The organism is Palleronia pelagia (genome assembly GCF_900110115.1).
GTDB classification, from domain to species: Bacteria; Pseudomonadota; Alphaproteobacteria; order Rhodobacterales; family Rhodobacteraceae; genus Palleronia; species Palleronia pelagia.
In genome coordinates this window covers 440,907-461,288 of the sequence record NZ_FOCM01000001.1, presented here as the reverse complement: position 1 = coordinate 461,288, position 20,382 = coordinate 440,907, and the positions used below count along the sequence as shown (strand labels likewise).

General features: G+C 68.8%; 15 protein-coding genes. 7 read left to right on the top strand and 8 right to left on the bottom strand.

What is annotated here, in order from left to right:
* Nucleotides 1-30: 30 nt before the first annotated feature.
* From BMX96_RS02290 to BMX96_RS02270, 5 genes are all read right to left on the bottom strand, one after another.
* Complete coding sequence (locus BMX96_RS02290; RefSeq protein WP_091843853.1) at nt 31-1,455, bottom strand: TolC family outer membrane protein; 1,425 nt, start codon at nt 1,453-1,455, stop codon at nt 31-33.
* Complete coding sequence (locus BMX96_RS02285; RefSeq protein ID WP_091843850.1) at nt 1,452-2,105, bottom strand: protein-L-isoaspartate O-methyltransferase family protein; 654 nt, start codon at nt 2,103-2,105, stop codon at nt 1,452-1,454. Before BMX96_RS02285 ends, BMX96_RS02290 begins: the two co-directional genes overlap by 4 nt.
* A 93-nt stretch (nt 2,106-2,198) precedes the next feature.
* Entirely contained in the window at nt 2,199-3,251 is a 1,053-nt protein-coding gene (gene queA, locus BMX96_RS02280) for a tRNA preQ1(34) S-adenosylmethionine ribosyltransferase-isomerase QueA (protein WP_091843848.1), read from the bottom strand.
* A 16-nt stretch (nt 3,252-3,267) separates the two neighbouring features.
* On the bottom strand, nt 3,268-6,612 hold the full coding sequence (locus BMX96_RS02275) for a YhdP family protein (protein ID WP_091843845.1): 3,345 nt from the start codon (nt 6,610-6,612) through the stop codon (nt 3,268-3,270).
* A 70-nt stretch (nt 6,613-6,682) separates the two neighbouring features.
* Entirely contained in the window at nt 6,683-6,943 is a 261-nt protein-coding gene (locus tag BMX96_RS02270) for a hypothetical protein (protein WP_091843843.1), read from the bottom strand.
* Nucleotides 6,944-7,189: 246 nt separating this feature from the next.
* Between BMX96_RS02270 and BMX96_RS02265 the strand changes: the two genes are divergently transcribed.
* From BMX96_RS02265 to BMX96_RS02235, 7 genes are all read left to right on the top strand, one after another.
* The gene (locus tag BMX96_RS02265; protein WP_139209922.1) at nt 7,190-8,122 is read left to right on the top strand and encodes a hypothetical protein; all 933 of its coding nucleotides are present in this window, start codon (nt 7,190-7,192) and stop codon (nt 8,120-8,122) included.
* A 56-nt stretch (nt 8,123-8,178) separates the two neighbouring features.
* Complete coding sequence (locus tag BMX96_RS02260; RefSeq protein WP_091843838.1) at nt 8,179-8,637, top strand: peroxiredoxin; 459 nt, start codon at nt 8,179-8,181, stop codon at nt 8,635-8,637.
* Nucleotides 8,638-8,678: 41 nt separating this feature from the next.
* Nucleotides 8,679-9,497: a ferritin-like domain-containing protein gene (locus tag BMX96_RS02255; RefSeq protein WP_091843835.1), complete on the top strand. Its 819-nt coding sequence runs from the start codon at nt 8,679-8,681 to the stop codon at nt 9,495-9,497.
* 182 nt (nt 9,498-9,679) lie between these two features.
* A complete protein-coding gene (locus BMX96_RS02250) occupies nt 9,680-10,990 on the top strand; it encodes a M23 family metallopeptidase (RefSeq protein WP_091843832.1) in 1,311 nt (436 codons plus the stop codon).
* A complete protein-coding gene (locus tag BMX96_RS02245; protein ID WP_091843829.1) occupies nt 10,980-11,552 on the top strand; it encodes a bactofilin family protein in 573 nt (190 codons plus the stop codon). The genes BMX96_RS02250 and BMX96_RS02245 overlap by 11 nt, the downstream gene beginning before the upstream one ends.
* A 256-nt stretch (nt 11,553-11,808) precedes the next feature.
* On the top strand, nt 11,809-13,059 hold the full coding sequence (locus tag BMX96_RS02240) for a glycosyltransferase (protein WP_091843826.1): 1,251 nt from the start codon (nt 11,809-11,811) through the stop codon (nt 13,057-13,059).
* Between the two features lie 86 nt (nt 13,060-13,145).
* Entirely contained in the window at nt 13,146-15,329 is a 2,184-nt protein-coding gene (locus tag BMX96_RS02235; RefSeq protein WP_091843823.1) for a spermidine synthase, read from the top strand.
* A gap of 4 nt (nt 15,330-15,333) precedes the next feature.
* Here the strand turns inward: BMX96_RS02235 and prfB are convergent, their stop codons facing one another.
* From prfB to BMX96_RS02220, 3 genes are all read right to left on the bottom strand, one after another.
* Entirely contained in the window at nt 15,334-16,461 is a 1,128-nt protein-coding gene (gene prfB / locus BMX96_RS02230; RefSeq protein WP_091843820.1) for a peptide chain release factor 2, read from the bottom strand.
* 76 nt (nt 16,462-16,537) lie between these two features.
* A complete protein-coding gene (locus tag BMX96_RS02225) occupies nt 16,538-19,033 on the bottom strand; it encodes a penicillin-binding protein 1A (RefSeq protein WP_091843817.1) in 2,496 nt (831 codons plus the stop codon).
* Nucleotides 19,034-19,144: 111 nt separating this feature from the next.
* Nucleotides 19,145-20,326, bottom strand: a complete 1,182-nt coding sequence (locus BMX96_RS02220; protein ID WP_236736928.1) for an N-acetylmuramoyl-L-alanine amidase — start codon at nt 20,324-20,326, stop codon at nt 19,145-19,147.
* Between the last annotated feature and the right edge of the window lie 56 nt (nt 20,327-20,382).

The window sequence follows — 20,382 nt, the reverse complement described above, 5'->3', positions numbered from 1 at the left end:
CGTTGCACAAGACAGCATGACACGCAGAGTTTAATTTTTTCCCAGAGACTTAAGCAGCAGGTCCAGCTTCTCACCCTGCGGCGACACCTTGCGAACCGGCGCCGTCTTGACCGCGTTGTAATAGGCCGACGGGTCATAGGTGACGACGGGCAGGTTCAGATGCTCGACCGTCAGCAGCCCCATGGAGGACAGAAGCTGGTAGGAGGCCCGGATCTCGGCGATGCGGCTCGAGATCAGGTTGGCGCGCGCGTCCTGCAGATCCTGCTCGGAGTCGAGCACGTCCAGCGTGGTGCGGGTGCCGAAGCGAACCTCTTCCTGGACCGACCGGAAAGCCAGTGTCGCGGCCCGCACTTCAAGCTGGCTGGCCTGGATCCGGGCGCGCGACACGGACAGCTGCGCCCAGGCCTGGGCCACGCTCTGCAGAACATCGTCCGTCGTGATGTGCAGGTCGGCGCGGGTTTCGTCCCGGTTTGCCACCGCTTGGCGATACAGCGACGACAGCTGGCCGCCCCGATAGATCGGACCGGTCATGGTGACACCGACGGAAGCCTGCTCTTCGAATTCGTCCGCGACCGAGACCCGCGCATTGGCCGAGATAGACGGTTTCATGGCGGCTTCAGCCCGAAGGACGTTGAGATCGCCCACCGTGACCAGGCGCATCTGCTGGCGGATCAGCGGATGCGAGCGCCGCGCCACGCGCTGCGCGGCGTCCAGCGATCCGGCGGCCGGCGCGGGGGCCGAGACATCCTGCAACTGGCCCGGCTGGCGACCCACGAAACGGACGAAATCGGCCCGCGCCTGTTCCAGGTCGCCCCGCGCCAAGGCGAGGTTCGACCGCGCCGAGGCCAGGGCCGCCTCGGCCACCGCCACGTCCGTGCGCGTCACTTCGCCCACTTCGAAACGGTCCTGCGCCGCGCGCAGCTGCTCGGAGATCAGCTGAACGTTGCTCTGGCGCAGATTGACGAAGGCGATCGCCTCGCGCACGCCGAGATAGGCCAGCACGCCGTTCAGCAGCACCTGTTGCTCGGCGTTGATCAGTCCTTGACGCGTGGCGAGCACAAGCTCGCGCGCGACGTCGCCGCGCAGGCGCGTGGCTCCACCGTCCCACAGCAGAAGATCTGCGCTTATTCCGATGGTGGCCGAGGTCTCCGCGCTGTTCTCGATCCGCTGGGGGCCGGTCGGCGTGACGACCGTGCGGTCATTCGGGAATTGCCAGGTCCGCGTCAACGACGCCGTGTAGTTGATGATCGGGCGCAGCGCGGCCAGCGCCTGGGCCACGTCCTCGTCGGCGGCGCGCAGGGCGGCGGCATTCTTGTCGATGAGCCCCGCATTCCGGTAGGCCGACACCAGCGCGTCGGCAAGCGTTTCGGCCTGCACGGGCAGCGCGGTGCCCAGAGCCAGGAGCGCGACGGCGCTTAGCCGCCGTGCCGAGCGGACAATCTTGGTCGTGATCATAGCGCAAAGCTCCGTTTCGCGGCAAAGCCCGGCAAAACGGGTGCGGTGCCATTGAAGGCGTATCGCCAGTTCAGGCGTCCATCGATCTTGTGACCGACGCGGCAGGTGCCATTGGCCCCTTCCATGAAGATGCAACCGATCCGACCGCCTTCGGCCAGCTGATCGGTGATCGCGTCGGGGACCTCTTCGACACCCCCTTGGATGACGATCACGTCGAACGGGGCGTATTCCGGGGCGCCATCGGCCAGCGCACCTTCGTTCACGGTGGCATTGTCGATGCCGACCTCGACCAGGGCGGCCTGTGCCTCGGCCACGTGGGCCGGCTCGGACTCGACCGCGACGACGGCCTGGGACAGCCGTGCGAGGATCGCGGCCGAATAGCCCATGCCCGTTCCCAGATCGAGCACGAGATCCTTCGGCGTGATATCGAGCGCATCCAGCAGCTTGGCCAGGATGCGCGGGTCCATGATGACCCGGCCCGGCCCCAGCGGGAGGTGTTCGCCCGAATACGCGGCTTCGCGCAGCGCCTGCGGGACGAACAATTCGCGCGGAACATTCAACATGGCGTCGATGATGGGAAATTCGGTCACGTCCGAGGGACGGACTTGGGTGTCGACCATCATGCGCCTGCGCTGGGTGTAATCTGCCATGAGCCTCGAGCGTCCCGTTGGTTTGGATCCTTGTTCAAGGCCTGCCACAGCAACCCCGTTTGGGCAACGGTGTATAGAATCGCGGGAAGAATTTCACTCCGGGATCAGCAGAGATGCATCACCATAGCTGAAGAAACGGTAGTCGTTCCCGATCGCGTGATCATAGACGCGGCGGATTCTCTCGACCCCGAGAAAGGCCGAGACCAGCATCATCAGCGTGGATTTCGGCAGGTGGAAATTCGTCATCAGCGCGTCGGCCATCCGGAAGGCGAAGCCGGGCGTGATAAAAATGTCCGTGTCACCGGACCAGGCCGCGATCTGACCCCTGGCTGTCGCCGCCGTTTCGATCAGGCGCAGTGCGGTGGTGCCCACGGGGATGACGCGATTGCCGCGGGCACGCGCTGCCATCATCGCGTCGGCCGCCGCTTGCGAGACTTCACCCCACTCTGCGTGCATCTTGTGCTCGCTCACGTCATCGACCTTGACCGGCAGGAACGTCCCTGCTCCGACATGCAGGGTGACATGGGCGATCTCGATCCCGCGCGCGGCCAGCCGTTCCATCAGGGGCGGGTCGAAATGCAGCGAGGCGGTGGGCGCCGCGACGGCGCCGCTTCGGGCCGCCCAGATGGTCTGGTAATCCTCGTGATCCTGCGCGTCGGCGGGCCTCTTGGCCGCGATATAGGGCGGCAGTGGCATGGCGCCGGCGTCGGCCAGCGCGGCGTCGAAATCGTCACCCGCGAGGTTGAACCGCAGGTGCGCGGTGCCGTCGGACCGTCCCTCGACCGTGGCCGACAGTTGGTCCGAGAAGACGACGACCTCGCCGTCCCGCACCTTCTTCAGGGGCTTCAGCAAGGCGGACCATGTGCCGTCGGCGCGCGGCTCGAGCAGGGTGGCCTCGATCCGTGCCGTGGTCTCGCCCTCGGCGCCCTGCCGGGTCCGATGGCCCGACAGCCGCGCGGGGATCACCTTGGTGTCGTTCAGCACCAGCAGGTCGCCGGGCGACAGCCAGTCGGGCAGATCGCGCACCACGGCATCGTCGATGCGGTCGCCGCGCGCCACCAGCATCCGCGCGGACGACCGGGGCCGCGCCGGACGCACCGCGATCCGGTCCTCGGGCAGATCGAAATCGAACTCCGACAGGCGCATCGAATTCTCCTCGAACTCAGTTGGCGCGCGCGGCGGGACGCTCCGGCGGCGCGCGGCGAAAGATCTCGCGGAACATGCCCGGCGTAAAGATCGACAGCGGGTTCACCCCCACCGACGGGTCGCGCACGGGTCCGCGCAGGGTGAAGTTCACGCCGAACAGCCCCTCGCCGCGCCGGGTAAACACCTCGCCCACCCGGTTCAAGAGATAGACGGGCGACAGCACGCCCTGCATGTCCATGACCCGCGCCCTAGGGTCGTAGATTCCGTCCATGGACAGGCCGAGAGCGTTGCCCGTGGCCGAAGACCGGTAGAGCGTGATGCGCGAGGGCGACAGACGGAACTCGGCGCTGACCTCTTCGAACGGGATGCCCTGCCCGTTCAGCTGCTCCAGCAGGCCCACGACCGACACCGCCGACAGAAGCTCGGCCAGCGCGGGGGCGTTGCGCAGTTGCGGGCCAAGCACCCTCAGCGTGCCGTCGTATTCGCCGCGTTGCCCGGTGGGCCGCAGGATCAGGTCCATCGTCCCGCCGCGCACGTCGCGAAACAGCCCCGCATCGCGCAGGACCGCGCCCGCGTCATTGGCCTGGACCCGGATCGCCGGGCCCCGCGCCGTGCCCGCGAGGGTGCCCGCCACCGGAACGCCACCGTTCAGCGCGCCCCGGAACCCGCCGGCCAGTGCCCGGCCAGGATCTAGATCCATGGCGAAGCCGTTCAGTGCCAGCGTGTCCGTGACCACCAGCCGGTCGAGCCGCAGGCTGACCGGCCCGCGCGCCGCACCACCGCCGCTGCCGCCCGAGCCCAGGTTCGCGCGTCGGATGTCGATCTCGCCCCCCGTCACGCGGATCGCGGGCGGCTGCCCCTGCCCCCGCGCGCTCACCGTAACTGCACCATCCAGCCAGTCGCCCAGCCGCACGCGCGACAGCTCCAGCGCCTCGAAGCGCGGACCGGGCGCCAGCCGCACCCTGCCCTGCGCCGACAGGCCGGGTGCGCTCAGCGAAAGCTCCTCGACCCGCGGGGTGTCGCCAAGCTCCATCGTCAGGTCGAAATCCGCGGGCGTGCCGGCGGGCTTGGACCAACCCACCGCGCCAACGCTCAGACCCGCCCCTACCAGGTCCGACGCCAGCCGCAGGCGCGGCGGGGTTCCGGGGGCAAGGTCTATGGTAAGGTCTGCACGGGTCCGGCCCGACAGCAAACCGTCCGGCAGGCTGACGCCGAAGCGGCGCAGGCTGTCCGGGCCCAGCGTCACCTGCCCGGCCACTTCGCCCTGCCCCCGGTCCTCGCCCGCCAGCGACAGCTGCCAGGCTCCGTCGAAGGGCACGCCGTCCAGCGTCGCCTGCCCGCCGGCCCGCAGAACCATGTCCTCGAGCGTCAGCGCCAGGCTGTCTGCGGCAAGGGACCGCCCCGGCACGATCCGGTCGGAGGACAGGTCGCTCAGCGTCGCGTCCACCGCGAAATCTATATCCTCGGGGCGGTTGCCCTTGCGCAGCAGCAGGTCGATCCGCGCGGTCCCACTGACGCGACCCTCGGCCAGGTCGGCATCGCGGCCGCTGCGGGACAGAAGGTTGAAGCGCGGGCCGTCCAGCACCGCCAGCAGCGCGGGCAGCGGGCCGTCCGCCCGCAAGGTGATCTCGGCCGGGCTGGGCTTGATCCGGCCGTCGGGGATGACGAAGGTCGAACCCGCGATGTCCAGCGCGCCGCGTCCTTCGACCGGCAGGGTTCCGGCGGCCACGTCGATGACCAGCCGGTGATCCATGATCGACCCGAGGCCCGAGGCATCCTGCACCGGCGGCACGTCGCGCATCACCCGCACCCGCGCCTCGTCGAAGCCGAAGGTCAGGTTCAGCTGCGGCTTCTCGTCCCCGGGGCCATAACGGAGAGCCGCGTCGACATTGCGCGCGGTGGCGGCCTGGATGTTATCCACCAGCCATTGCCGGGCCTTCGGGGATATCGGGCGCGGCCACAGCCGCAGCAGCGCGTCGATCCCCAGGCTCTGCGCCCGTCCATCGACGGAGACGCGCCAACCGTCGGCACCCGGCGCAGCGCGTCCCGACAGCAGCAGATCGCGACCGGGCGCGCCGCCCATGTCGGGCAGCGCGATCTGGCCGAACTCAGCCACGAACGGGTTGAGCCGCAGGCGCATATCGATCTGTCCGCGGCTGAGCGACAGGGGGGCGTCGAACAGCTCGGGCGCGTCCAGGTTCAACGCGTCCACGGTCATCTGTGCCACCAGCGCGCGGGGGAAGCCGTCGGGCCCGATATCGGCAAGGTCGGCGTGGCCGGTCAGCGTGCCCGATCCCAGTGCGCCATCTGCCGAGACCTGCGAAAACCGCAAACGTCCCGCCACCGGATCGAAGGTGAAATAGGCCTGCGCCCGGTCGAAGGACAGCGGCTGCGCGCCCGCCCTCGGCGCGAGCCGGCCCGCGCCGATATCCAGCGTGCCGGCCAGGTCCTCCAACGCGCCCTCGCCACTGACCGACAGGCGCAGCGCGCCGGACAGAGGCGCCTCGAGCACCCCGAGAAAACTGAGTGCCGGACTTTGCAGCGCGATATCGCGGGCCTGGACGTTCGACAGCCGCAGCGAGGCCGTCGCCCCGCCCGCTTCCGGCAGGGCGGTCGCGCTGATCTCGACCCGGCCCAGGCTGTCCGTGCCGTTGAAAATATCGGCCGACAGCGTGCCGCCGAGCCCGTCCGCGTCACGGGCCAGCCGCGCCCCGGCGTCGGTCAACTGCCACACGCGGGCCGTGCGGGCATCCTCGACGCTGATCGTCGCGCCCTCGAGCTCGACCCGGTCCACGCGGTCCAGCGGGGCGCGGTCCAGCGCGCCGTCCAACGCGGCCAGAACGCCGGCCAATCCGCCGCCCAGTTGCACGCCGCCACCCCCGAAGGCGACCTGGAACGCGCCCTGCCGGTCGCGGCGCAGGGTCACCGTCACGCCCGAGACGCGCAGCACCCGGGGCGCAAGCCGCCCGCGCAGAGCCGCGGCCGGGTCGAAGGCCAGCCCGATGCGCGCGATCTGCGCCAGCTGCTGGCCCGCATCCGTGGCCAGCTGCGCCTCGGTGATCCAGACCCGCGGCACCGCGCGCCGGTCGAGCCCGACCTCGATCCCGCCGATCTCCAGCCGGGTTTGCGGCAGCGCGCGGGCCACGCGCGTTTCGACCGCGCGGGCGACGCTGTCGGGCAGCGAGAGGCGCGCCTCGCTCAACGCCAGGGCGAAGACAAGGACGACCGCCATGGTGGACAGGGCCACGACCCATCCCCAGGCCACGGCGTGGGCGCGGCGGGCGTGCGACCGCCAGCGCTTGGGCGGCCTGGGCGGCTTGGGGCCGCCGGGCCCTTTCGGATCGGCCGCGGGGTCGGTCATGTGGACTTTATTTCCCAACCCGCGCGGTCACGCCAGCCGGTTTCCCGGCGCCGCCGATCACGAACGCGCGCTACCCGGCGATGCCGATGCCCAGGATCTTGCCGAAGCCGTTGTCGCTGACGGTCTGGAAATCGATCGTCACGGTGTCGCCGGCCACCAGCCCTTCGGGCGCGGTCGCGCCGCCATCCTCCAAAGACCAGACGGACTTGTCGTCCAGGACGATCACCTGTGCCATCCGGTCGAAGGCCAGGACGGTGCCCGTCACCGTGTCGGCGAAAGCGGGGGCTGCGAACAGGGCGGCGGAGAGGGAGAGAAGACCGATACGGGTCATGGGGTGTGCCTTGCAAAAAGGGCCACGCGAGATTGCGTGCGCGGTAAATGGCCCCGCCCGGATCCAACGCAAGATGCGTCTGAAAATAATGTGGTCGGGCTCCAGGCGTTGACCCGATGGCGCGCCGGCGCCGCCCCATTCTGACCGCATTGCGGGGTCAGGTGCTGGAGCATGTCCAGTGATCGCCTTGCCCCGCCGTTCATCGCCGTATTCGGCGTCGTCGCCCTTTAAGTCGCCGCCAAGGCGGTGCGCGTCACCTACTTCTACCTCGGGGTAGAGCCTGTGGCCGATGTCCTGCGCATCCTTTCCATCCTGCTCGTGGCAATCTTCGCGCTGATCATGATCCGCCCGTCGCGGGGCCTGCGGCTGGTCAGGGCGCTGGCCGCGCAGGTCGGCCCGAATGCCGCGCGCGTCAAACTGGCCGTGCTGCTGCTTCTGAGCGCGATGGTCGGGACCCTGTCGCAGAGCGTCTCGCCCTGGGTGATGATCGCCGTCTGCCTGCCGCTGCTGGTGCTGTTCGTTCTGCCAGGGCGCGCCATCGCCGGGATCGTTCCGTCCAACCCCACGCCGACCCTGAGTGAGCTCCGAGAGCGCGGTCGCGCACGGCTGAGGGAGCGCCCCGTGACCCGGGCGGCTCTTGCGGTTCTGACCCTGCATCCGTTCGCGCTGGGACTTCCCGTCATTTTCGGGCCAAGGGCGCTTGCCGCGCCGGACTGGGCCGCGATCATTCCGCTGCCGGCCTTCGCCGCTTCGTCGCTGACCGCGATGGCTGTGGGGGCCGTCTTCATGGCGGGCGCAGAACCCGGTGCGCGGCTGCGCCTGCTGCCGAAGGTGGCGGGGCCGGCTGTCGTCATGTTCGGATTGTCGATCTATGCGGTGCACGGGGCGCTGTCGCACACTGTGCCGTGGGTGGCCGCGCAGATCGGTGGCAGCGTTCGGACCGATGTCTTCACGATCGTCGGCGTTGACCCGGATTTCGACGACCGAACGGGCTGCGGGCGATCGCTCAGGGTCGCCGCGGGCCCGGTCCCGGCGACCATGTGCCGGGTGCCCTACGACCTGATGAAAGCGGCCACGCCGGGGCTCCGGGTGGCGACGACCGGCAAGGGGACGTGGTTCGGACAGGTGCCCGCCACCTCGCGGCTGCTGCCGCCGGAGACGCGGCGATCGGACATCTGACATCGCGCCGCGGCGGCCTATCTGTCCCGATCTGAGACATCGACAGGAGCGACCGAATGAGCCTTCAGGACCAGAAAGCCCCCGATTTCACCCTGCCCCGCGACGGCGGCGAGACCGTCACGCTGTCGGCCATCGATGGGCCGGTGGTTCTTTACTTCTATCCGCGCGACGACACGCCGGGCTGCACGAAAGAGGCCGTGGGCTTCACCGAGGCGGTGGACAATTTCGCTGGCGCGGGCGTGACCGTGCTGGGCGTGAGCCGCGACACCGTGGCCAAGCACGAGAAGTTCCGCGACAAGCACGGGCTGAAGATCGCCCTGCTGGCCGACGAGGACGGATCGGTCTGCGAGGATTACGGCGTCTGGGTCGAGAAGAAGATGTACGGCAAGACGTCGATGGGGATCGAGCGGGCGACCTTCCTGATCGGCGCGGACGGCACGGTGAAGCGCGAATGGCGCAAGGTGAAGGTGCCGGGCCACGTCGACGAGGTGCTGGAGGCGGCGCGCGCGCTCTAGTCGCGGTTGACGGGGCGGCGGCGGCGGGTCAACCAAGAGTGATGACATCCCTGACCCAGATGGCCTGCGAGGTTCTGACCTGTGCCGATGGCCGCGAGAAGACCGCCCTGTCGCACGCCCATGCCGCCCGCTGGCGCGAAATGCGCGCCCAGGGCGCAGGCCGCGAGGCTGTCGGCCGTGGCGCGCCGCCCGACCGTCCCGCCCGCCCCGCGCTGCCGGAGCTGGTCGACCCGCGTGACGTGCTCCGCCGCAAGCCCGGATCGCCCGAGGGCCGCATCGCGATGCTGCACGCCGTCGCGCATATCGAGTTGAACGCCGTCGATCTGCACTGGGACATGGTCGCGCGGTTCGGGCACCTGGATTTCCCGCCCGGCTTCCACGACGATTGGGTGCAGGCGGCGGACGAGGAGTCGAAACACTTCAACCTGATCTGCGACTGCCTGGAGGCGATGGGCAGCCATTACGGCGCCCTGCCCGCCCATGCCGGAATGTGGCGCGCCGCCGAGGACACCAAGGACGACATCATGGGCCGGCTGGCGGTGGTGCCCATGGTCCTCGAGGCGCGGGGGCTCGACGTGACGCCAGGCATGATCGAGATCTTCCGCCGCTCGGGCGCCAAGGATGCCGTCGCCGCGCTCGAGATCATCTACGGCGAGGAGGTGACGCACGTGGCCTACGGATCGAAGTGGTTTCACTTTCTGTGCGGACGCGAGAACCTGGACCCCACGCCCACGTTCCACACACTGGTCCGGCGCTATTTCCACGGCGCGCTGAAGCCGCCATTCAACACCGAGAAGCGTGCCGATGCCGGGCTGCCGCCGGATTTCTACTGGCCGCTGGCCGAACGCGCCGACCGCTAACCCCGCGAGACTCGGCAGATTCTCGCCGATTTTCGGCGCCTTCCGGAACCATTCGACAAATGCCAGGCAAAATTGTTGCGGTGTGGTTTTTGGGTTGCTAGGCACCTTGGAAACAATATGACGCCCACGGCAGATCGGGCGCAGGCGGCAGACACAGCGGAAGGGACAGCGTTTTGACAGCAATGCGGTCGAGTGTATTCAGTGCGGCGCTGGCTCGTGCTTTCCCCGAAAAACGGCTGTTCCTGCGGTCAGACACCGAAACCCGCTACGTCCGTCTCAGCCCCGGAACCCAGCTTTGCGCCGTCACCGGCGTCGCGGCGGTCGTCGGTTGGAGCATCATCGCCTCGGCCGTTCTGCTGATGGACAGCATCGGCGCCGACCAGTCCCGCGACCAGGCCGCCCGCGAGCAGGCGCTTTACGAACAGCGGCTGAACGCCCTGTCCGCCGAACGCGACGCTGCTCTGCACGATGCCAGCGCCGCGCAGGAGCGTTTCAACGCGGCGCTACGTCAGGTCAGCAGCATGCAATCCGACCTGCTGCGCGCCGAGGCCGACCTGACCGAGTTGCAGCGTGGCATGTCCGTGACCCACGACAAGCTGCGCGAAGTCGTTCTCGCCCGCGACGCGGCGCAGGCCAAGGCACAGGACCTGGCCGCCCTTCTCGAGGGGGATGGCGAAGGTGCCGCCGACATCGCGCGGCTGGACGAAATGGAAGACACCGTCGACCTGCTGGCGTCGGCCCTGACCGCCGCTGCCGGTCAACGCGATGCCATGGCCGTCGAGGCGCAGGAGGCCGAGACCTTCGCCGAAGAGATGATCTACGAGGCGAAGCTCAAGGAGGACCGCAACGATCAGATCTTCGGCCAGCTCGAAGATGCCCTGACGATCTCGGTTGCGCCGCTGGACAAGATGTTCCGCTCGGCCGGGCTGAACACCGAAACGCTGCTGAACCAGGTCAAGCGGGGCTATTCCGGCCAGGGCGGCCCGCTGACGCCGATCTCGTTCTCGACCAAGGGCGGCGATATCGACGCCGACGGCCAGCGCGCCAACTCGATCCTCGAGAAGCTCGACCGCATGAACCTCTACCGGCTGGCGGCGCAGAAGGCCCCCTTCGCCCTTCCAGTCCACGGCTCGTTCCGCTTCACCAGCGGATTCGGTCCGCGCTGGGGCCGGATGCACAACGGCACCGATTTCGCCGGCGCCCACGGCACCCCCATCCACGCCACCGCCGACGGCGTCGTCACCCATGCCGGCCGGCTGTCCAGCTACGGCATCCTGGTGAAGATCAAGCACGAGTTCGGCATCGAGACGCGCTATGCCCACATGTCTCGCGCACGGGTGAAAGTCGGCCAAAGGGTATCGCGCGGTGAGCGTATCGGTGATATGGGAAATACCGGACGTTCGACCGGGACGCATTTGCACTATGAGGTGCGCGTCGGCGGCAAGCCCGTCAATCCGATGACCTATATCAAGGCAGCGCAAGATGTTTTCTAAGAGCAAGATCAACGAGCCCGGCCCCAAACAGGGCGGCGAGGCTGTGACCCGACCCACAAGCGAGAGTCCCATGAACGCACCCAAGACCAATACCGACGCCCCCGGCTCCGGATCGAAATCGAAGCCGCCGGCGTCGATCCTGTCGTCCGACCTGACCATCAAGGGCAACCTGAAGACGACCGGTGACATCCAGATCGAAGGCACCATCGAAGGCGATATCCGCGCCCACCTGCTGACCGTCGGCGAAGGCGCCACCGTCAAGGGCGAGGTCATGGCCGACGACGTGGTGGTGAACGGTCGCGTGGTCGGTCGCGTGCGCGGCCTGAAGGTGCGCCTGACCTCGACCGCGCGGGTCGAAGGCGACATCATCCATAAGACCATCGCGATAGAATCCGGTGCGCATTTCGAAGGCTCGGTGGCCCGTCGCGACGATCCGCTGAACACCACCGGTGGCGGCCAGCGCCCCGCGCAGCAGTCGGCGCCGGCGCAGTCGTCGCAATCCTCGGCCCCCGCAAGCTCTGCGTCCGGCTCGGGATCCGGCGGCAGCGACAGCAAGGGCTGATCGTCGGGCGCGTCGCGCCATATATCTTTCATGAAAGGGCATCGCGGCAGCAGGTCGCGGTGCCCTTCCTCTTTTGCACCCCCATCAAGGGTCGCCACGCTTTCGGCGCATCCGCGCGGCGTCCCGGTGACCGTGCGAGTGCGTGCTGTGGGACATCCCCGGGCTTGCCCTGACCCGCCGCCACCGCATGTGGTGACGCGGGCCGGGACGCAAGCGGCGCCCGGCCAACGCACGGGGGCACCATGGACATCACCGCATGACGGCGCCGATCCTGCTCAGCACGGTTGGCTCCCTGGGCGACCTCTTCCCGGTGCTGGCGCTGGCCCGGGCGCTGCGGGCGCGCGGCCAGCCCGTGCGCCTTCTTCTCGGCCCCGACGACCGGGACACGGCGGCGGGCCTGGGGATCGAGGCGACCGCTTTCGGACCGGACAGCGCGACCGTGGCCGCGCGGCTGGGGATGGACCGCGACGCCATCGCCCGGCAGGTGTTCCGCGACCCGTCGCCGATCCTGCGGCAAGCGACTTACCCGATGCTGGCCGACCTCGCGCGCGAGATGCAGCCACACGCGCGCGGCTGCCGGGCCGTGGGCTGGACCGCGCTGGCCATGGCGGCCCCGCTGGCGGCCGAACGCGAGGGCGTGCCGCACGCGCCGATCCTGTTGCAGCCGATGCTCATGCGTTCGGCCCTGGCTCCGCCGCGCGTGCGGGGATTCGTGCCGCCCATGATCCCGCGCCCCGGGGGTCGGCTGGCCTTGGGCTGGAACAGGACGTGGCTGGGCATCGTCGACCTGGAAATGCGGCGCCGCCACGGACGGGCGCAGGCACGGGTGCGCAAGGAACTGGGCCTGCCCCCAACCAACGCCGTCCCGTTCTTCGGCCACGCGGTCGAGCCGGCGCTGCGGCTGGGGCTTTGGGATCCCGTGCTGGGTACGCCGCCAAAGGACGCGGCGGCGGTGGAGGTCACCGGGTTCTCGGCGCTGCCGGATGACGGCGCGCTGCCCGTCGGCTTGCGGGAATTTCTCGATGCCGGGCCACCGCCTTTCGTGGTCACGCTGGGGTCGGTGTCCCACCGGCTGGCCGGGCGCGACTTCTGGGACCGGGCCGTGCGATTGGGCCGCGCGGCCGGGATGCGGATGGTCCTGCTGTCCGGGCCGGTCGATGCCCCGCGGGGGGACGATATCCTCGCCTTACCCTTCGCGCCCCACGCGCCGCTTTTTGCGCGCGCGGGCGTGGTGCTGCACCATGGCGGCATGGGCACGCTGGGCCGGGCGCTGCACGCGGGCGTGCCGCAGCTGATCCTGCCACTGGGCGCGGACCAGCCGGACAATGCTGCGCGGGCCGAGCGGCTGGGCGTCGCACACCGCTTGCGCGGGCAGGTGGACGGCCCGAAGGCAGTGGAAGATCTTAAGGACATGCGCCGACGGGCGGATGTCGCACAAAGCCTCGCCGCGCGGCTGATCCCGGACGGCGCGGTCCGGGCGGCGGACCAGATGATGTCACGGTTTTGAAGCCCGAAAGACCGCCATCTCGCCCAACAATCGGCGCATTGCCCGGGGATTGTCGCCGCGACACGCCATCCAAGAGCCGCAAATCCATGTCCCTGACCGACACCTTGTCCCACCGCCCCGGCCTGACCCGGGTGGCGCCCGTGGTCTTCACCGCCACGATCTTCCTGTCGGCGGGGCTGCTGTTCTTCGTGCAGCCGCTTTTCGCCAAGATCGTTCTGCCCGAGATCGGCGGCGCGGCGGCGGTCTGGACCACGGCGATGCTGTTCTTCCAGACAGTGCTGCTGGCGGGGTATCTCTATGCCCACCTGATCACGCGCTACCTGCCGGTGGGCGCGCAGGTGGCGGTGCACCTGGGGGTCTGGGGGCTGGGCCTGTTCTTCCTGCCCCTGGCGATTCCCGACGGCTGGACCTGGACGCCCGGACAGCCCGCCGCGTGGCAGACGTTGACCCTGTTCGCGCTGGGTGTGGGTGTGCCCTTCGCGGCCCTGTCGGCCAACGCGCCGCTGATCCAGGCGTGGTACGCCCGGTCGGGCGGCGCGGCCGCCGACGATCCCTATTTCCTCTACGGCGCGTCGAACCTCGGGTCGCTGATCGCGCTGCTGGGCTTTCCGCTGGTGGCCGAGCCGGTCTGGGGCACCAGCGGCATAGGCGCCGGGTTCGCGGCGGGCTATGCCGTTCTGGGCGCCGGGTTGCTGGCCGCCGGGCTGATGGCGCGGGGCGAGGCCCGGCGGCGCGTCGCTAGCGTGTCGTCTGCCCCCTTGCCTTGGCGGCGCATCGGGCTGTGGCTGGTTCTCGCCTTCGTGCCCTCGTCGCTGATGCTGGCCGTCACCACCAAGATCAGTACCGATATCGGGGCGATCCCGCTGGTCTGGGCGGTGCCTTTGTCGCTTTACCTGCTGTCCTTCGTGCTGACCTTCCGCGCCAGGCCCATCCTGCCCCTGCCCGCCTTGCGGCTGGCCACCATCGGGGCGTTGGCCCTTCTGGGGGCCGTGTTCCTGGGCGTGACCGGCGGCCACCAGAAGCTGGGCATGATCATCGCCATGGCGGCGGCCTTCTTCGCGGTGGCACTTTTCGCCCATCGCAGGCTCTACGAGGCGCGGCCCGAGGGGGCGCGACTGACCGGCTTCTACCTGGCCATGTCGGTGGGCGGCGCCCTGGGCGGGCTGTTCAACTCGGTCCTCGCGCCCGCGCTGTTCGACACGCTGGCCGAGGGGCCGGTCACGCTGGCCGTGGCCGCCGCGTTGCTGCTCAGCCCCCGGGCTTTCGCCATCCGCCGCCGCCGTGCCGTGCTGGCTTGGATCCTCGGCTCCGCGGCCGGGTTCGCCCTTCTTTTACTGTCGCGCGTTGCCCCCCAGCCCGAGCTGGTCGCAAAGATTCTGCTGCTGGTCACGGCCCTCGTGCTGCTGCTGTCCCTTCGCGCGCGGATCGGCGCCGCGCTTCTGGCGCTGGCCGCCTTCACCTGGCCCGCGATGCAAAGCCTGCCGGATGACGCCGTCTTCCGCGATCGCAGCTTCTTCGGCGTGCACAAGGTCGACGAAGACGGGTTCGCCCGCAGCTATACCAACGGCACCACGCTGCACGGCGCGCAGATTCTGGAAGAGCCGGGCAAGCCCACGCCGCTGAGCTATTACCACGCCGGCCTGCCGCTGGCCGAGCTCGTGACCTCGCCCGTGGGCCGCGCCGCGCGGGACGTGGGGATCGTGGGGCTGGGCGTGGGCGCCATGGCCTGCCATGCCGCCCCGGGCCAGAACTGGCAGTACTACGAGATCGACCCGGTCGTGGCCCGCATCGCCACCGACCCGGACCTGTTCACCTACCTGTCGGACTGCACCCCCGACGCGCCCGTTCACCTGGGCGACGCGCGGATGGTGCTGGAGCGGCAGGACCAGACCTACGACGTGTTGGTGATCGACGCCTATTCATCGGACGCCGTGCCGGTGCACCTGACCACGACCGAGGCGATGCAGCTTTACCTCGACCGGCTGAATCCCGGCGGATTGCTGATCTACCACATCTCGAACCGCTATTACGACCTGACGGTGCCGCTGGGCCGCTCGGCCAGCGCGCTGGGGCTGGCGGGTGCGCACCGCTACGACCGGCCCGAAGAGGACGAGTTGAACGCCCATGCCAGCTCGGTCGTGGCACTGGCCCGCGATCCAGGGACGCTGGCGTCGGCGACGGCGGCCTCCGACTGGCAGGCGCTGCTGGATGACGGCGGCCGCGAATGGACCGACGATCACGCCAACCTTCTGGGGCTGCTGCTGCGCTGAGGCGTCAGTCCTCGGCGCTGGCCTCGGCGCGGGACTTGCCGGACACGTCTTGCGCCAGCGTCGCCGCCATGAACCGGTCGAGATCGCCGTTCAGCACACCCTGCGTATCCGAAGTTTCCACGCTGGTGCGCAAGTCCTTCACCATCTGGTAGGGCTGCAGGACGTAGGATCGGATCTGGTTGCCCCAGCCCGCATCGCCCTTGGCCTCGTGCGCGGCGTTGATATCGGCGGTCCGCCGGTCGAGCTCCATCTGGTAGAGCCGCGATTTCAGGGCCTTCATGGCGATGTCGCGGTTCTGGTGCTGCGACTTCTCGGAACTGGTCACGACGATGCCCGTGGGCTCGTGGGTGATCCGGACGGCCGAGTCGGTGGTGTTCACGTGCTGGCCGCCCGCGCCCGAGGAGCGATAGGTATCGACCCGGATATCGGCCGGATTGACCTCGATTTCGATATTGTCGTCGACCACCGGGTAGACCCACACCGAGCTGAACGAGGTGTGGCGGCGCGCGGCGCTGTCGTAGGGCGAAATCCGCACCAGACGGTGCACGCCGGATTCGGACTTGAGCCAGCCATAGGCGTTGTGGCCGCTGATCTTGTAGGAGGCCGACTTGATCCCCGCCTCGTCTCCGGAGGATTCGGACTGAAGCTCGACCTTGTAGCCCTTCTTCTCGGCCCAGCGGACATACATCCGCGCAAGCATCGAGGCCCAGTCGCAGGACTCGGTCCCGCCCGCGCCCGCGTTGATTTCTAGGAAGGTATCGTTGGCGTCGGCCTCGCCGTTCAGCAACGCCTCGATCTCGGCGGCGGCGGCGCGGTCCTTCAGGCGGGCCAGGGCCTTCTCGGCGTCGGCCACGACCTCGGCATCGTCTTCCATCTCGCCCAGTTCGATCAGCTCGATATTGTCCGAAAGCTCCTGCGCCATGGCCTTATAGCGGTCCATGGCATCGACCAGTGCCTGCCGCTCGCGCATGAGCTTCTGGGCGTTGTCGGGATCGTCCCACAGGGTCGGATCCTCGACGCGCGCGTTGAATTCCTCAAGCCTGTAGGACGCCGTCTCCCAGTCCATACGCTGGCGCAGCAGGTCCAGCGATTTCTCGATGGCGTCGACGGTGTTCTGGGTTTCTGCGCGCATTGGGTGCCTTTCCTGTCAGCGCACCAGATAGCAACGCCGCCGCCCGCCCGCAACGGCCCGCGTCGGGACGTCCCGGCTAGTAGAGCCCGCCGGAACTGAGCGTGCCGAACGTGGCCTTCTTCTGCGGAATTGTCGCTGTCGAGCCGTCGGCATTGCGCACGCGCTGCGTGCCGCCGCCGGCCGCCTCTTCGAACAGCGGAAGGTTCGCGCCCATGGCGAAGCCGCCGTCGAAGGCCACGCCGAAGACAGGCTCTTCGCCCAGGCGGAAATACTCGGCCACGACGTTGTCGCCGCTGGCCCCGTCCGACAGGCGCGCGCCGGTGAACCGGTCGATCTTGATGAAATGGCCGCCCGGCGGCACGTCGAACGGACCACCACCGTATTTTGCCGTGGCTTCCTGCATGAAGCGGTCGAAGACCGGCGCGCACATGCCACCACCCGAGGCGCCGCTGCCAAGGCTGCGCGGCTGGTCGAAGCCGATATAGCAGCCGGCGGCGATGTTGCTCGTGAAGCCCACGAACCACACGTCCTTGGCGTCGTTGGTGGTGCCGGTCTTGCCCGCGACGGGCACGTTCAGGTTGACGCGGCCGCGCGCCGTGCCGCGCTCGACCACGCCCTTCATCATGGATGTCAGCTGATAGGCGGTGATCGCGTCCATGACGCGTTCGCGGTCGGACGCGATGCGTGGCCCGTATCCGGGCTCGAGCTGCGCGGTGTCGCAATCCAGGCACTCGCGCTGGTCGTGACGGTAGACGGTGCGCCCGTAGCGGTCCTGCACCCGGTCGACCAGCGTAGGCTCCACCCGCTCGCCGCCATTGGCGAACATGGAGTAGGCCGCCACCATCTTGTAGAGCGTCGTTTCCTCGGACCCGAGCGATGCCGACAGGTAGCCGCCCATCCGGTCGTAGACCCCGAAGCGTTCGGCATAGCTCGCCACCACGTCCATCCCGACTTCCTGCGCAAGGCGCACGGTCATCAGGTTGCGCGACTGCTCGATCCCGGTGCGCAGCGGCGTGGGGCCGTAGAACCGGTTGGAATAGTTCTTGGGCCGCCACAGGCCCTGCGGCGTGTTGATCTCGATCGGGGCGTCCACCACAATCGTCGCGGGCGAGAAGCCCGAATCCAGCGCCGCGGCGAAGACGAAGGGCTTGAAGCTCGATCCCGGCTGCCGGGTGGCCTGGGTGGCGCGGTTGAAGACCGAGTCCTGGTAGGAGAAGCCGCCCTGCATCGCCAGCACGCGGCCCGTATCCACGTCCATCGCCATGAAGGCGCCCTGAACCTCGGGAACCTGGCGCAGGCTCCAGCGGATCAGGCTGCCGTCGCTATCGTTGGTCATGCGGCGCACATGGACGACGTCGCCGCGTTCGAAATTGTCGAAGAAGTCGCCGCGCAGCCAGGCGATATCGTCGCGCGGGACGGATTGCTCGCCCTCGCCCTCGACGCCGACGGTCAGCGACTGGTCGGCGATGTCCAGGACGACGGCCGGGTACCACTGGTTGTCCAGGTCGATGTCGCGCGGCACGTCGGTGCCGGCCAGCGCCTCTTCCCAGTTGTCCAGTTCGGCCGGATCGATCGTCTCGCCCGTGCCGCGCCAGCGGCCGGTGGAACGGTCGTAATCCTCCAGCGCGCGCTGCAGGCTGTGGGCGGCCACGGTCTGAAGCTCGCGGTCGATGGTGGCGCGAACCGACAGGCCGCCCGACAGGAACTCGCCCTCGCCGTAGTCGCGGCTCAGCTGGCGGCGGATCTCGTCGGTGAAGTAGTCGCGCGGCGGGATCTCGGAGCGGAAACTGTCGAAATCGCCGCTCTGCACGGTTTGCAACGGCGCGACCCGGGCGGCGCGGTAATCGTCCTCGTCCAAGAAACCGTTCTCGAACATCTCGCGCAAAACGAAGTTGCGGCGCGAGATCGCGCGCTCTTTCTCGCGGACGGGGTGATAGGTCGACGGCGCCTTGGGCAGCGCCGCGAGATAGGCGGCCTCTTCCGGCTGCAGCGCGGCCAGGGGCTTGTTGAAATAGCTCTGCGCGGCAGCCGTCACGCCATAAGAGTTCTGGCCGAGAAAGATCTCGTTCAGGTAAAGTTCCAGAATCTTCTCCTTGCTCAGCGAGTCCTCGATGCGACTGGCAAGGATCAGTTCCTTGACCTTGCGCTCGGCGCTGCGTTCGCCGCCCAGAAGGAAGTTCTTCATCACCTGCTGGGTGATGGTCGACGCCCCGCGCACGCCCTGACCCCGTGCCGCATCGATGGCCGCGGCGACCATGCCGCGGGGATCATAGCCCTGGTGGGTGTAGAAGTTCTTGTCCTCGGCCGAGATGAAGGCGTGCTTCACCAGGTCGGGAATGTCGCCAGCCGGCGTGAACAGGCGCCGCTCCTCGGCGAATTCGTCGATGATCCGCCCCTCGCCGGAGTAGATTCGGCTGATCGTCGGGGGCTGGTACTGGCTCAGCTGATCGGTGTCGGGCAGGTCCGCGCCGTACATCCAGAACACTGCGCCGATGGTCAGCGCGACGGCGAGCACACCCATGGTCACCAGGGTGAAAAAACCGCCGAAAATGGACAGAATGAAACGGATCATGGGCTGAGGGCCTTCGTGGGCATCGGGTGCCCCGTCTTATCTTGGCCGGGGATAAAGATCAAAAGAACTGACGCGACGTCCGGTTCACGAAACGCGGCGCCCGGAGAGTGGCTATTGCCGCAGGCCGCGCGCCTCGACCGCGTCCTCGGCCGCCCAGGCATCGACGGCATGCACGATGCCTGCCACGGCCTGCGCCCGCCACTCGGGATCGGTCAGGTTCACCCGGTCCCGTGCGCTGCTGAGAAAGCCTAGCTCGACCAGCACCGAGGGGATGTCGGGCGCCTTGAGGACCGAGAACCCGGCCTGCAGACGCGGCCGTTTGTGCAGGTCGCCCGTGTAGCTTGCCAGCCCGTCAACCAGCCGCGCGGCCAGCCGGTCGCTGCGCGGGGCGGTGTCCCGCCGGGCCAGGTCCATGAGCACCAGCGCGACCTCGTCGTCGTGGCTGTGCAGGTCCAGCCCGGCCAGGAGATCGCTGCGGTCGTGCCGTTCGGCCAACTTCTGCGACGCCACATCGGAAGCCCGGTCGCTGAGCGTGTAGACGCTGGCCCCCGAGGCGCGGCCCTCGGTCAGGGCGTCGGCGTGCAAGGACATGAACAGGTCGGCGCGGGCCGCACGGGCAATGCTGACCCGGCGCTCCAGCGAGACGAAGCTGTCGTCCTCGCGCGTCAGGGTGACCTCGTGTCCGGCCTCGCGTAGCGCATCGCCAAGCTCGTGGGCGATGCCCAGGATTACGTCGGCCTCGGTCAGGCCCTCTGCCATGGCGCCCGGATCGATCCCGCCGTGTCCGGGATCGAGCACCACCCGCAATGGGCGGTCCCCCTTCTGCCGGGTGAGCGGCGCGTCCATCGCGGCAGGCTCGGGCAAAGCGAAGAGGCCCGACTCGGGCGCGCCGGCGGCGGCGTCGAACGCCTTCTCCGTGCTGGGCGCCAGCGACAGCTTCAACACCGCGCGACCCGTGCTTTCGGCAATGACCAAGCCCGCCGTTTCGATCGCCATGGGCTCGGCCAGTGTGACGACGAGCCGAGACCAGCCGTCACGCATGCGCCCGTGGCTCAGATCCGCGATACAATCCGACGCAACGATCCCGGCCAGGTCGCTGCCGGTGAAATCGACTTCGCCGAAATCGACCACGAGCCGTCTGGGATCGGACAGGGTGAAGACGCGCCACGGCACCGGTTGGCTGAGCGCGAGTTCGAACTGCAGGTCGGGGCCGAAATCGGCGATACGGCTGGTCTCTGTGTCGATCCGCGCCAGGGCGGTCAGCTGCGCGGGTTCGGAGGACGCAGCCGGCACGGCCGCCCCGATCGCGAGAGAGAGGGCGCCAAGCGCCACAACTGTTCGAAAGGCCC

What these genes read in the sequence shown, in the direction of transcription:
- BMX96_RS02290 (WP_091843853.1), bottom strand. Translation starts at nt 1,455, where the DNA reads ATGATCACGACCAAGATTGTCCGCTCGGCACGGCGGCTAAGCGCCGTC.
- BMX96_RS02285 (WP_091843850.1), bottom strand. Translation starts at nt 2,105, where the DNA reads ATGGCAGATTACACCCAGCGCAGGCGCATGATGGTCGACACCCAAGTC.
- queA (WP_091843848.1), bottom strand. Translation starts at nt 3,251, where the DNA reads ATGCGCCTGTCGGAGTTCGATTTCGATCTGCCCGAGGACCGGATCGCG.
- BMX96_RS02275 (WP_091843845.1), bottom strand. Translation starts at nt 6,612, where the DNA reads ATGACCGACCCCGCGGCCGATCCGAAAGGGCCCGGCGGCCCCAAGCCG.
- BMX96_RS02270 (WP_091843843.1), bottom strand. Translation starts at nt 6,943, where the DNA reads ATGACCCGTATCGGTCTTCTCTCCCTCTCCGCCGCCCTGTTCGCAGCC.
- BMX96_RS02260 (WP_091843838.1), top strand. Translation starts at nt 8,179, where the DNA reads ATGAGCCTTCAGGACCAGAAAGCCCCCGATTTCACCCTGCCCCGCGAC.
- BMX96_RS02255 (WP_091843835.1), top strand. Translation starts at nt 8,679, where the DNA reads ATGACATCCCTGACCCAGATGGCCTGCGAGGTTCTGACCTGTGCCGAT.
- BMX96_RS02250 (WP_091843832.1), top strand. Translation starts at nt 9,680, where the DNA reads ATGCGGTCGAGTGTATTCAGTGCGGCGCTGGCTCGTGCTTTCCCCGAA.
- BMX96_RS02245 (WP_091843829.1), top strand. Translation starts at nt 10,980, where the DNA reads ATGTTTTCTAAGAGCAAGATCAACGAGCCCGGCCCCAAACAGGGCGGC.
- BMX96_RS02240 (WP_091843826.1), top strand. Translation starts at nt 11,809, where the DNA reads ATGACGGCGCCGATCCTGCTCAGCACGGTTGGCTCCCTGGGCGACCTC.
- BMX96_RS02235 (WP_091843823.1), top strand. Translation starts at nt 13,146, where the DNA reads ATGTCCCTGACCGACACCTTGTCCCACCGCCCCGGCCTGACCCGGGTG.
- prfB (WP_091843820.1), bottom strand. Translation starts at nt 16,461, where the DNA reads ATGCGCGCAGAAACCCAGAACACCGTCGACGCCATCGAGAAATCGCTG.
- BMX96_RS02225 (WP_091843817.1), bottom strand. Translation starts at nt 19,033, where the DNA reads ATGATCCGTTTCATTCTGTCCATTTTCGGCGGTTTTTTCACCCTGGTG.